Genomic DNA, 12892 nt, shown 5'->3' on the forward strand with positions numbered 1-12892 from the left:
TGCAAGCCCAGGAGGGTACTTGACGAGGCTCGGGGGGAAATGGGATGAAAGGAAATCCAAAGCGCTTTGAATTTTGGGGTATTTTAGAGGATGCCTGCCCCGGGAGAGGGCGGGTTTGCTATGGGAGGCAAATCTCGTGAAAAAGACATTGCTGATGACGGCCGCGCTCGCTCTTTTGATGGCGGGCGGCGCTGCTGCGGCCGACTTGAAATTCAAGCCGGGCGAGGATTCCAAGTTCAACTGGCAGAGCTTCGAGGATTTCAAGAAGGGCCACGACCTCAAGGGCCAGACGCTGACCATTTTCGGTCCCTGGCGCGGTGAGGACGAGGCGCTGTTCAAGGTCGTCTATGCCTATTTCACCGAGGCGACGGGCGTCGAGATCAAATATTCCTCCTCCGAGAACTACGAGCAGCAGATCGTCATCGACACCCAGGCCGGCAGCCCGCCTGACGTTGCCATCCTGCCGCAGCCGGGCCTGATCGCCGACCTTGCCTCCAAGGGTTACCTGACCCCGCTCGGCGACGAGACCAAGCAGTGGCTGCTCGACAACTATGCCGCCGGCCAGTCCTGGGTCGACCTTTCGACCTACAAGGACAAGGACGGCAATGCCGCGCTTTTCGCCTTCCCCTACAAGATCGACGTGAAGTCCCTCGTCTGGTACGTGCCGGAGAACTTCGAGGATGCCGACTACGAAGTGCCGAAGACCATGGAGGACCTGAAGGCGCTGACCGAGCAGATCGTCGCCGACGGCGGCACGCCCTGGTGCATCGGCCTCGGCTCTGGCGGCGCCACCGGCTGGCCGGCGACCGACTGGGTGGAAGACCTGATGCTGCGCACGGCTTCGCCCGAAACCTACGACAAGTGGGTGACGAACGAGATTCCCTTCACCGATGCCTCGGTGGTCGGCGCGCTCGATGAGTTCGGCTGGTTCGCCAAGAACGACAAGTTCGTCGACGGCGGCGCGGCGGCGGTCGCCTCCACCGACTTCCGCGACAGCCCCAAGGGCCTCTTCGCCTCGCCGCCGAAGTGCTACCTGCATCACCAGGCCTCGTTCATCCCGTCCTTCTTCCCGGAAGGCACGGTGGTCGGCGAGGATGCGGACTTCTTCTACATGCCGCCCTATGCCAGCAAGCCGGAGCTCGGCAATCCCGTTCTCGGCGCCGGCACGCTTGCCATGATCACCCGGGACACGCCGGCCGCGCGCGCCTTCATCGAGTTCCTGAAGACGCCGATCGCCCACGAGGTCTGGATGGCGCAGACCAGCTTCCTGACGCCCTATAAGAGCGCCAACAAGGAAGCCTATGCCAATGCGCCGATGAAGAAGCAGGGCGAGATCCTGCTCGATTCGACGACCTTCCGCTTCGACGGCTCTGACCTGATGCCGGGCAAGATCGGCGCGGGCGCGTTCTGGACCGGCATGGTCGATTTCGTCGGCGGCAAGTCCGCGGCCGATGTCGCCGGCGGCGTCCAGAAGGCTTGGGACGCCATCAAGTAACATCCTGGCGAACCGGCCGGCAGCCGCCGGCCGGTTTTTCCGAGCATGCGAAAGTGCAGCTGGACCATGCGGTGGCCAAGCCGCGTGAGCGGTCTACGCCGCGTCAGAGGACGTCAGGCAAGCGACTGAAGCCGCAGTGCTGCGCGAGAAAAGCCGTAGGGGATGTTTCCCAGGGGGAGGGACTGCCATGCAGCAATTGTTATTCGCCATCTTCACGATGGTCGGGGGCGTTCTCGCCTGCGTTGCCTATTTCTTCGGAACGAATTTCCTGCTCGACAAAATGTTCCCCTCCAAGGGGCTGACGGGCGCGCAGGCCTCGAAGAACCTGCGCATCACCAATGCCATCCGGCCCTGGCTGTTCATGGCGCCCGCGCTCTTCGCGCTGACGGTCTATCTCGTCTATCCCGTCTTCGAATCCGTCCGGCTCGCCTTCCACGACCGCTCCGGCCAGCAGTTCATCGGCTTCAGCAACTTCGCGTGGATGATCAATGACGGCGAGTTCCGCCAGTCGATCTTCAACAATTTCCTCTGGCTGCTGGTGGTGCCGGCGCTTTCCACCTTCTTCGGGCTGATCGTCGCCGCACTCACCGACCGCATCTGGTGGGGCAATATCGCAAAGACGCTGATCTTCATGCCGATGGCCATCTCCTTCGTCGGCGCCTCCGTCATCTGGAAGTTCGTCTATGACTACCGCGCCGAAGGGTCCGAGCAGATCGGCATCCTCAATGCCGTCGTCGTCGCCTTCGGCGGCACGCCCGAGGCCTGGATGACCATTCCCTTCTGGAACAACTTTTTCCTGATGGTCATCCTGATCTGGATCCAGACGGGTTTTGCCATGGTCATCCTCTCGGCCGCGCTGCGCGGCATTCCGGAGGAGACGATCGAGGCGGCCGTCATCGACGGCGCCAACGGCCTCCAGATCTTCTTCAAGATCATGGTGCCGCAGATCTGGGGCACGATCGCCGTCGTCTGGACGACGATCACCATCCTGGTGCTGAAGGTCTTCGACATCGTGCTCGCGATGACGAACGGGCAATGGCAGACGCAGGTCCTGGCGAACCTGATGTTCGACTGGATGTTCCGCGGCGGCGGCGATTTCGGGCGCGGCGCGTCCATCGCGGTCGTCATCATGATCCTCGTCATCCCGATCATGATCTGGAACATCCGCAACGCCACCAAGGAAATGGAGGGCCACTGAGATGATCGCCACGTCCCGTTCGCCGCTTCTCGTCGTCGTCCACCTTTCCGTCCTCCTGCTCGTCGCGCTCTGGACGCTGCCGACGGCCGGCCTCCTCATCTCCTCGCTGCGCGACAAGGACCAGCTCGCCGTCTCCGGCTGGTGGACCGCGCTTTCCACCTCCTCGCAGAACCTCACCGGCCGCGCCGCCGCGCCGGAAGCTCAGGTCGAGCGCGACGGCAAGTTCGTCATTTCCGGAAAGTTGATCGAAGGGGGTGACGCGAAGGTCTCCGCCTTCGGCTTCCGCCCCTTGCAGCCGGCCGCCTTCGAGGCGGGCGCCGTCGCCGATATCGGCGAGGGCCAGACGCTGACCGTCAGGGAGGACGGCAGCTACGAGATCGTCTCGCCGACGAAGATGGAAGGCACTCGCGGCCAGCGCATCTTCTACACCGCCTCCGTGCCGCCGCGCTTCACGCTCGACAATTATCGGGAAGTGCTGAATGCCGAGGGCATCGGCGCCTCCTTCATCAATTCGCTGACGGTGGCGATCCCCGCCACCATCATCCCGATCCTCGTCGCCGCCTTCTGCGCCTATGCGCTGGCCTGGATGCCCTTTCCGGGCCGGGCGATCCTGATCGCCGTCATCGTCGGCCTGCTCGTCGTGCCCTTGCAGATGTCGCTGATCCCGCTGCTGCGGCTCTACAACGGCGTCGGCGCCTTCTTCGGCGTGCCGGCGAAAACCTATGTCGGCATCTGGCTCGCCCATATGGGCTTCGGCCTGCCGCTCGCGGTCTATCTCCTGCGCAACTACATGGCCGGCCTGCCGCGCGAGATCATGGAATCGGCCCGTGTCGACGGTGCGTCCGATTTCGATATCTTCGTCAAGATCATCCTGCCGCTGTCCTTCCCGGCACTCGCCTCCTTCGCCATCTTCCAGTTCCTGTGGACCTGGAACGACCTGCTCGTCGCCATGGTCTTCCTCGGTGCGGGCAATGAGGAACTGGTGCTGACCGGGCGCCTCGTGAACCTCCTGGGTTCGCGCGGCGGCAACTGGGAAATCCTCACGGCCTCCGCCTTCATCACCATCGTCGTTCCCCTCATTGTCTTCTTCAGCCTGCAGCGCTATCTCGTGCGCGGTCTGCTGGCGGGCTCGGTCAAGGGCGGGTGACGGCTTTCGAAAACAGGACAAACAGCATGACGATGTCGGATTCCACCCTCCTCGTACCGGACAAGGACTGGTGGCGCGGGGCGGTGATCTATCAGATCTATCCGCGCTCCTACCAGGACACCAACGGCGACGGGATCGGCGATTTGCGGGGCATCACCGAGCGCCTTGCCCATGTCGCCTCCCTCGGCGTGGATGCGATCTGGATCTCGCCCTTCTTCACCTCGCCGATGAAGGATTTCGGCTATGACGTTTCGGACTACCAGGACGTCGACCCGATCTTCGGCGTGCTCGCCGATTTCGATGCGCTGATCGCCGAGGCCCATCGCCTCAACATCCGCGTGATGATCGATCTCGTGCTGTCGCATACGTCCGACAAGCACCCCTGGTTCGTCGAAAGCCGCTCCCGGCGCACCAATCCGCGGGCCGACTGGTATGTCTGGGCCGATTCCAAGCCGGACGGTACGCCGCCCAACAACTGGCTGTCGATCTTCGGCGGCTCGGCCTGGCAGTGGGACCCGACCCGCCTGCAATATTACATGCACAACTTCCTGACGTCGCAGCCGGACCTCAACCTGCACAATCCGGAAGTGCAGGACGCGCTGCTCTCGGTCGCCCGCTTCTGGCTGGAGCGCGGCGTTGATGGCTTCCGCCTCGACACGATCAACTTCTACTTCCATGACAAGGAATTGCGCGACAACCCGTCGCTCGCCCCCGAGCGCCGCAACGCCCAGACAGCGCCGGCCGTGAACCCCTACAACTACCAGGAACATCTCTACGACAAGAACCAGCCGGAGAACCTGGAATTCCTGAAGCGCTTCCGCGCGCTGATGGAGGAGTTCCCGGCGATTGCCGCCGTCGGCGAGGTGGGCGACAGCCAGCGCGGCCTCGAAATCGCCGGCGAATACACGTCCGGCGGCGACAAGATGCACATGTGCTACGCCTTCGAGTTCCTGGCGCCCGATCCGCTGACGCCGGCCTTCGTCGCGGAGACCCAGCTTGCGCTGGAGAAAGCGGCACCCGAGGGCTGGGTCTGCTGGGCCTTCTCCAACCATGACGTCATGCGCCATATCAGCCGCTGGGGCGGTGCCGTCACCGACCATGAGGCCCATGCCAAGCTGCTGGCGAGCCTCCTCATGTCGCTGCGCGGCTCGGTCTGCATCTACCAGGGCGAGGAACTGGCGCTGCCGGAGGCCGAGCTTGCCTATGAGGACCTGCAGGACCCCTACGGCATCCAGTTCTGGCCGGATTTCAAGGGCCGCGACGGCTGCCGCACGCCGATGGTCTGGGACAGCGGCCTGCCGTCGGGCGGCTTCAGTGAAGGACGGCCCTGGCTTCCGGTCTCGCCCGCCCATCTGGAGCGCGCCGTCGACGTGCAGGAGGGCGACGCGGCCTCGGTGCTTGCGCATTACCGGCGCTTCCTTGCCTTCCGCAAGCAGCACGTGGCATTGGTGAAGGGCGAGATCGCGTTTCAGTCGGCCGAGGGGGCGATCCTGTCCTTCGTGCGCACGCACGGCAACGAAAAGGTCTTCTGCGCCTTCAACATGAGCCCGATCGCGCGTCTTGCGGACCTGCCGGCCGGCACGCTGGAGGCGCTGGAGGGCCACGGGTTTGAAAGCATGATGCACGCGGAAAATATCGAACTTCCGGCATGGAGCGGGTTCTTCGCCCGTTTCGTCTGAAGAATTAGAGGGGAGAGAGACATGACAGGGCTGGTACTCAAGGATATCCGCAAGTCCTACGGCGCGGTGGACGTGATCCACGGCATCGATCTCGATATCAAGCAGGGCGAGTTCATCGTCTTCGTCGGCCCGTCCGGCTGCGGCAAGTCGACCCTGCTGCGCATGATCGCCGGGCTCGAGGAGATCACCGGCGGCGACATGACGATCGACGGCGAGCGCGTCAACGACGTGCCGCCTTCCAAGCGCGGCATCGCCATGGTGTTCCAGTCCTATGCGCTCTATCCCCACATGACCGTCTTCGACAACATGGCCTTCGGCATGCGCATTGCCGGCGAAAGCAAGGAGGAGATCGACCGGCGCGTGCGCTCGGCTGCCGATATCCTCCAGCTCACCAAATATCTCGACCGCCTGCCCAAGGCGCTCTCCGGCGGCCAGCGCCAGCGCGTCGCCATCGGCCGCGCCATCTGCCGCAACCCGAAGGTCTTCCTGTTCGACGAGCCGCTGTCCAACCTCGACGCGGCGCTGCGCGTCGCCACCCGCATCGAGATCGCCAAGCTCAACGAGCAGATGGCCGACACGACGATGATCTACGTGACGCACGACCAGGTGGAGGCGATGACGCTCGCCGACCGCATCGTCGTGCTCTCGGCCGGCCATATCGAGCAGGTCGGCCCGCCGCTGGAGCTCTATGAGCGCCCGGCGAACCTCTTCGTCGCCCGCTTCATCGGCTCGCCGGCCATGAACATCATCCCCGCGAAGATCACCTCGGCGGGCGCCTCGACGGCGCTGGAGCTGACGGGCGGACGCAGTTCCAGTGTCGATATCCCGACGGCGGCCTCCGAGGTCGGCAAGACGGCGAGCTTCGGTGTGCGGCCGGAGGACCTCCAGATCACGACGGGCGATGATTTCCTCTTCGAGGGCACGGTGTCGATCGTCGAGGCGCTGGGCGAGGTGACGTTGCTTTATATCGACGGCCTCGTGCAGGGCGAGCCGATCATTGCCAAAATCCCCGGCATCCTCGACGTCAAGCGCGGCGACCGGGTGCGGTTCACCGCGGACAAGGCGAAGCTGCATCTCTTCGATGCAGCCGGCAAGAGCTATCGCGCGTCCTGAGCGGGAGGGGAGGCGGCAGGATTTCGCCCTGCCGCTCAACCCGATGTTAAGCGTTGTTCCCCTAGGCTTCTGCCGAAAGCAGACAGTGCCGGGGGGCAACAGGCCGATGGGTATTCAGGGATCCGTACCGCGTAACAACTACCTGAACAAGGAAGAGTCCTTCATGTACGATCGGGAGAAGAGCTTCCCGATGGAGGACACCTGCAACGAGGCCCGCATCGAGTTCACCGAGAATGGCGGCCTCGTCAACCTCGTCTCCCGGCGATGCCTGATCACCAAGCTCTCGCGCAGCGGCGCCATCATCACGATGACGACGAAGTTCCAGCTGCCGCGCAACTTCTACCTCGACATCGTCAGCGCCCGCCTGCCGATGATCGGCTGCCTGACACAGCGCGTCTATACCAACGACGTCGTCGAAGCCCGCTTCCTGCGCCTGCTGTCCGACAAGGACCTGCAGCGCATCTTCGTCTATTCGACGCACCGCAACCACCAGGGCCGGACGCTGGATATCTATAGCTGACGGGTTAGGGCTGCCCCTCATCCCGCTGCCGCGACCTTCTCCCCGTAAACGGGGAGAAGGGGAGGGTGGCGCTGCTTTTCCCAAACAGTGAGCCGGGAGAAATAGCGAGGCTTGGCCTCTTGTTTCCTTCTCCCCGCTTGCGGGGAGAAGGTGGCCGGCAGGCCGGATGAGGGGCGGCAGCCCCCGCCACCTCAAGCAAACAAGACGCTCGCCCCATGATCGGCCGGCCCCGCGATGGCCCGGAAGGGCGCGAAGAGCTCTCGGCCCATGCCGAATTCGTTGCCGGAGAGATCGGCCGTCGCCTGCGGGCGCGCGGCGAACTCGGCGGCGTTCACCAGAACCTCGATCGTACCGTGGGTGGCGTCGAGGCGGATGATGTCGCCGTTGCGGATGCGGCCGATCGGGCCGTTGTCGACCGCCTCGGGCGTGACATGGATGGCGGCCGGCACCTTGCCCGACGCGCCGGACATGCGCCCGTCCGTGAGAAGCGCCACGCGCTGGCCGCGGTCCTGCAGGATGCCGAGCACGGTGGTCAGCTTGTGCAGCTCCGGCATGCCGTTCGCCTTCGGGCCCTGGAAGCGCACGACGGCGACGAAATCGCCCGTCAGCTCGCCGGCCTTGAAGGCGGCGTTCAGCTCGAGCTGGTCGTGGAACACTTTTGCCGGCGCCTCGATGACATGGCGCTCGGGCTTCACCGCCGAGATCTTGATCACGGCGCTTCCGATATTGCCGGTCAGCATCTTCAGGCCGCCGGTCGGCTGGAAGGGCGTCTCGATGCTGGCGAGCACCTTCGGGTCGTGGCTGACTTTCGGGGCCTTGTCCCGCACCACCGCGCCATCCGCGCCGAGCTTCGGATCGATCGTATAGGCCTGCAGACCCTGGCCGTAGACGGTGCGCACGTCGTCATGCAGCATGCCGGTCTTCAGTAGTTCCTGGATGAGGAAGCCCATGCCGCCGGCGGCGTGGAAATGGTTCACGTCGGCAAGGCCGTTCGGATAGACGCGGGCGAGCAGCGGCACGACGTCGGAGAGGTCCGAAATGTCCTTCCATGTCAGGACGATGCCGGCGGCGCGCGCCATGGCGATGAGATGCAGTGTGTGGTTGGTCGAGCCGCCCGTGGCGTGCAGGCCGACGACACCGTTGACGATCGAGCGTTCGTCGATCATCTCGCCGGCCGGGGTGAACTCGTTGCCTTGCGCGGTGATGGCGAGCGCGCGCTTCGCCGCCTCCTTGGTGAGAGCGTCGCGCAGCGGCGTGCCGGGGTTGATGAAGGAGGCGCCGGGCATGTGGAAGCCCATGATCTCCATCAGCATCTGGTTGGAATTGGCGGTGCCGTAGAAGGTACAGGTGCCGGGGCCATGATAGGACTTGGATTCGGCCTCCAGCAGTTCCGCGCGCCCGGCCTTGCCTTCCGCATAGAGCTGGCGCACGCGGGCCTTCTCGTCGTTCGGCAGGCCCGAGGTCATGGGACCTGCGGGAATGAAGACGGCGGGCAGGTGGCCGAAGGTCAGTGCCGCGATGGTCAGGCCCGGCACGATCTTGTCGCAGACGCCGAGATAGACGACCGAATCGAACATGTTGTGCGACAGGCCGATGCCGGCGGCCATGGCGATGAGGTCGCGCGAGAAGAGCGACAGCTCCATGCCCGGCTGGCCCTGGGTGACGCCGTCGCACATGGCGGGCACGCCGCCGGCCACCTGCGCCACGCCGCCTGCCTCCCGCGCGGCCTCGCGGATCAGCGCCGGATAGGTCTCGAATGGCTGATGGGCCGAGAGCATGTCGTTGTAGGAGGTGATGATGCCGAGGTTCGCGACACGGTCGCCGGCGAGCGCGTCCTTCTCGGCGGGGGAACAGACGGCAAAGCCGTGCGCGAGGTTGCCGCAGGAGAGCACCGAACGATGCACGCCCTTGGAGATGGCGGTGCGCACGCGCTCGAGATAGGGCAGGCGATGCGGCTTCGAGCGCTCGACGATGCGGGCTGTAATGGCTTCGATGCGTTTGTCGGCGGACATGGGAGTATCCTTACCTCTCTCGATGGCATTTTCGCAGGAAACGGCGCGCGGGAAAGCTGCGCTGTCCGCTTCAGTCGTCGGCGTCGTGCGCCGGGTGAATCCGGTGCTACCCGGCAGGGTGCTTCAGGGCGCCCAGTAGATATCGACCGGCGTCGCCGCGCGGCGCAGAATGGCGCGGATCGGCATGTCGGTTTCCGGCCCGTCCGCTTCGGCTGCGGCCAGCACGTCCTTCTTGCCCTGGCCTTCGATATGCAGCACCAGGAGGCGCGCATCCTGGAGGCTGGCGAAGGTGAAGGTGAGGCGGGGCTCGCCCGCACCTTCCGCCTCCATGGTGATCACGCCGCGCGGCGTTTCCGCCGAAATCGCCTCGGCCAGCCGGCTGCCGCCGGGGAAGAACGAGGCCGTATGGCCGTCCGTTCCCATGCCGAGGATCACGACGTCGAAGGGATGGCCGAGCGCTTCGGCGTCCGCCGAAACGATCTTCGCTGCCTCTTCCGCGCTGCCGGCGTCGCGATAGAGCGGCAGGATGTTCGCGGCCTTCGCCCTGTCCTGCAGCAGGTTGTCGGCGACGAGCAGGTGGTTCGAGCGCGGATTGTCTGCCGGCACGAACCGCTCGTCTACGAGGGTGATCGTCACCTTGCCCCAGTCGATGTCGCGGCGCGACAGCGCCTTGAAGAAGGCTTTCGGCGTCGAGCCGCCGGAGACCGCGATGCTGGCGCGGCCCCGGCTGGCAACGGCGTCGGCCAGCGCGCCGGAAACCCGCTCCGCCAGCCCTTCGGCCAAGGCTGCGCCGTCCTTGAATTCATGCAGTCTCGCGCTCATCGGGCTTCCTTACGTTTCATGCCAGGTGCGGCCGTCGCGCTCGATGAGGGCGATGGCCTGACTGGGACCCCAGGTGCCGGCGGTGTAGCCCTGCGCCTGCTGGCCGGTCGCTTCCCACGCCTTCAGGATCGGGTCGATCCAGCGCCATGCGGCTTCCACTTCGTCGCGGCGCATGAAAAGCGTCTGGTTGTTCCGGATGACGTCGAGCAGCAGGCGCTCGTAGGCGTCCGCATTGCGGGCGTCGAAGGCTTCGGCAAAGCTCATGTCGAGCGAGACGTTGCGCAGGCGCATGCCGCCCGGACCCGGGTCCTTGATCATCAGCGACTGCTTGACGCCTTCGTCCGGCTGCAGGCGGATGATCAGCTGGTTTGCCTCGATGCGGCCGGCCGAGGGGTCGAAGATCGAATGCGGGATCGGCTTGAAGGTGATGACGATCTCCGACATGCGCGCGGCAAGGCGCTTGCCGGTGCGGATGTAGAAGGGCACGCCCGCCCAGCGCCAGTTGCCGATCTCGGCCTTGATGCCGACGAAGGTCTCCGTGTTGGAGACGCCGCCTTCCAGCTCCTCGAGATAGCCCTTGACCGGGCCGCCGGCCGAGGCGCCCGCGCGGTACTGGCCGCGAACGGTAAGGCGCTCGACATTGTACTGGTCGATCGGCTTCAGGGCGCGCAGCACCTTCAGCTTCTCGTCGCGCACGGCCTCCGCGTCCATGGAGGAGGGCACCTCCATGGCGACGAGGCAGAGCAGCTGCAGAATGTGGTTCTGCACCATGTCGCGCAGCGCGCCGGCCTTGTCGTAATAGCCCGCGCGGCTTTCGAGGCCGACCGATTCGGCCACCGTGATCTGCACATGGTCGATATGGGCGGAGTTCCACAGCGGCTCGTAGAGCGCGTTGGCGAAGCGCAGCGCCATCAGGTTCTGCACCGTCTCCTTGCCGAGATAGTGGTCGATGCGGAAGATCTGCTCCTCGCGGAACACCTTGCCGATCGTGTTGTTCAATTCGTTGGCGGAGGCAAGGTCGCGGCCGATGGGTTTCTCGACGACGATGCGGGTCTGCTTGGTGATGAGCTTGTGGTCGCGGATCTTTTCCGAGATGTCGCCGAAGATGGCGGGCGCGACGGCGAGGTAGAAGGCGCGCACGCGCTCCTTGCCCTCGTCGAGAAGCTCCTTCAGCTTGTCCCAGCCCTGGTCGGACTTGGCGTCGACGGCGACGTAGAACAGCCGGTCGCAGAAGGTTTTGACCTGCTCGTCGTCGAATTCGCCGGGCTTCAGGTGCTCCTTCAGCGCATCGACGGCGAACTTGCGGTATTCGGCGTCCGTATAGGCGGTGCGCGACGCGCCGATGATGCGCGTCGGGTCGGAAAGCTGGCCGGCGAGCTGCCGGTGATAGAGGGCCGGAAGGAGCTTGCGTTCCGCAAGGTCGCCGGTTCCGCCGAAGACGACATAGTCGAAGGGTTCAACGGGAATGATCTGGCTGCTCATCGGATGTCTCGATCTCGTTCTGTTGCCGGGTGTTATAATCTAATCGATTTAAAAACACCAGAGTGCAACGCAACAAAATCGGTGCTTCCGACTCGATCAGAGCTTGTCGCGTAGCGCGTACCACGTCATGGCGAGGAACAGAAGCGGCGAGCGGAACCGGGCTCCGCCGGGAAAGGCCGGGATTTTCAGGGCCTTCAGCTGGTCGAGTTCCGCGCTGCCGCCGGTTGCCTCCTCCGCATAGAGCTTGCCGCAATAGTTCGACAGCATGACGCCGTGGCCGGAATAGCCGCCGATCGAGGTGATGCCGGGCATGACCTCGCGCACATAGGGCTTGCGCGGCATGGTGATGCCGACGGAGCCGCCCCAGGCATGGGTCAGCTCGATGCCCCTCAGCTCCGGATAGACCTCCTCGATCTGCCGGCGGATGGGCGGCGTCATGTCGTCGAGATTTTCCGAATAGGCCTCCCGGCCGCCGAAAAGCAGGCGGCCGTCGCGGGTCTTGCGGAAATAGCGCACGACGAAGCGCGTGTCGGCGATCGCCTCGCCGCCGGGAATGATCGACGGGAACTTGTCGAGCGGCACGGTCGCACCGATGAAGGAGCGGATCGGCATGACATGCGCGGCCGTCTTCGGCTCCAGGTTGCCGATATGGGCGTTGCAGCAGATCAGCGCCTTGTCGGCGCGGATCGTGCCCTTCGCGGTGGTGATGATGGCCTTGCCGCCCGTCCGTTCGATCTTCAGGGCAGGGGTCTTCTCGTGCAGGCCGGCGCCGGCGGCCCTGGCTGCGCGGGCGACGCCGACGAGGAGTTTCAGCGGGTGGATATGGCCGGTGCCGGTATCGCGCATGCCGAAGAAGAAGCGCTTCGAGCCGACGCGCTCCTCGGTCTCCGCCCGGTCCATGTAGCTCAGGTGCTTGTAGCCGAAGCGGGTCGCGGCGATCTCGATATGGTCGCGGAATTCCTTCTCGTAGCTTGCCTTGTGGCTGACATTGAGCTGGCCCGGAACATAATCGATGTCGAGGGCCTGGCTTTCGGCGAAATCGTGGATGTAGCGTTTGGCGTTCTCCGCAAGGTCGAACAGCGCCTTGGCGCGCTCGAAGCCGAGCTCGGCTTCCAGGCTCTCCGCCTCGGCGCGCTGGCCGGTGCCGAGCTGGCCGCCGTTGCGGCCCGACGCGCCGTCGCCGAAGCGGTGCGCCTCGATGAGCACGACATTGACGCCCTTCTTCGCAAGGTTGTAGGCAGCCTGCAGGCCGGTGAAACCGCCGCCGACAATGGCGACGTCGGCCTCGACGGAGCCGTCGAGGGGGGCATATTCGGGGCGCTCTCCGACGGTCGCTTCATACCAGGAGATGCCGGGGGAAATCGGGCTTTGCCAGGGCATTCAACACACTCGTGAATCAAGAGGGTGCGGCGGCGCGCCGGGGC

At 64.9% G+C, this 12892-nt stretch carries 10 protein-coding genes; 6 read left to right on the top strand and 4 right to left on the bottom strand.

The features are described from left to right. The first annotated feature begins 154 nt into the window (after positions 1-154). The 6 genes from WMC41_RS02015 to WMC41_RS02040 all read left to right on the top strand — a co-directional run bounded on the left by WMC41_RS02015 (position 155) and on the right by WMC41_RS02040 (position 7152). Complete coding sequence (locus tag WMC41_RS02015; protein ID WP_432348232.1) at positions 155-1495, top strand: ABC transporter substrate-binding protein; 1341 nt, start codon at positions 155-157, stop codon at positions 1493-1495. A gap of 187 nt (positions 1496-1682) precedes the next feature. Continuing rightward, entirely contained in the window at positions 1683-2693 is a 1011-nt protein-coding gene (locus tag WMC41_RS02020) for a carbohydrate ABC transporter permease (protein WP_244767566.1), read from the top strand. A 1-nt stretch (position 2694) separates the two neighbouring features. After that, positions 2695-3840, top strand: coding sequence for a carbohydrate ABC transporter permease (locus tag WMC41_RS02025; protein ID WP_432346878.1), 1146 nt, complete (start codon positions 2695-2697; stop codon positions 3838-3840). Between the two features lie 26 nt (positions 3841-3866). Further along, the gene (locus WMC41_RS02030; RefSeq protein ID WP_244767568.1) at positions 3867-5519 is read left to right on the top strand and encodes an alpha-glucosidase; all 1653 of its coding nucleotides are present in this window, start codon (positions 3867-3869) and stop codon (positions 5517-5519) included. Positions 5520-5540: 21 nt separating this feature from the next. Then, positions 5541-6632 carry an ABC transporter ATP-binding protein gene (locus tag WMC41_RS02035; protein ID WP_432346879.1) on the top strand — a complete coding sequence of 364 codons (1092 nt, stop codon included), beginning with the start codon at positions 5541-5543 and terminating at the stop codon, positions 6630-6632. 106 nt (positions 6633-6738) lie between these two features. Beyond that, positions 6739-7152: a hypothetical protein gene (locus WMC41_RS02040; protein WP_244767570.1), complete on the top strand. Its 414-nt coding sequence runs from the start codon at positions 6739-6741 to the stop codon at positions 7150-7152. A gap of 191 nt (positions 7153-7343) precedes the next feature. On the opposite strand, the gene edd is transcribed toward WMC41_RS02040, so the two are convergent. The 4 genes from edd to WMC41_RS02060 all read right to left on the bottom strand — a co-directional run bounded on the left by edd (position 7344) and on the right by WMC41_RS02060 (position 12848). After that, positions 7344-9164: a phosphogluconate dehydratase gene (edd, locus tag WMC41_RS02045; RefSeq protein WP_288078069.1), complete on the bottom strand. Its 1821-nt coding sequence runs from the start codon at positions 9162-9164 to the stop codon at positions 7344-7346. Between the two features lie 123 nt (positions 9165-9287). After that, complete coding sequence (gene pgl, locus WMC41_RS02050) at positions 9288-9986, bottom strand: 6-phosphogluconolactonase (RefSeq protein WP_244767572.1); 699 nt, start codon at positions 9984-9986, stop codon at positions 9288-9290. A gap of 9 nt (positions 9987-9995) precedes the next feature. Then, positions 9996-11468, bottom strand: coding sequence for a glucose-6-phosphate dehydrogenase (gene zwf, locus WMC41_RS02055; RefSeq protein WP_272804437.1), 1473 nt, complete (start codon positions 11466-11468; stop codon positions 9996-9998). 96 nt (positions 11469-11564) lie between these two features. Further along, positions 11565-12848, bottom strand: a complete 1284-nt coding sequence (locus WMC41_RS02060) for an NAD(P)/FAD-dependent oxidoreductase (RefSeq protein ID WP_432346880.1) — start codon at positions 12846-12848, stop codon at positions 11565-11567. Positions 12849-12892 lie beyond the last annotated feature (44 nt).

This window comes from Shinella yambaruensis, assembly GCF_050859155.1.
GTDB lineage: Bacteria > Pseudomonadota > Alphaproteobacteria > Rhizobiales > Rhizobiaceae > Shinella > Shinella yambaruensis.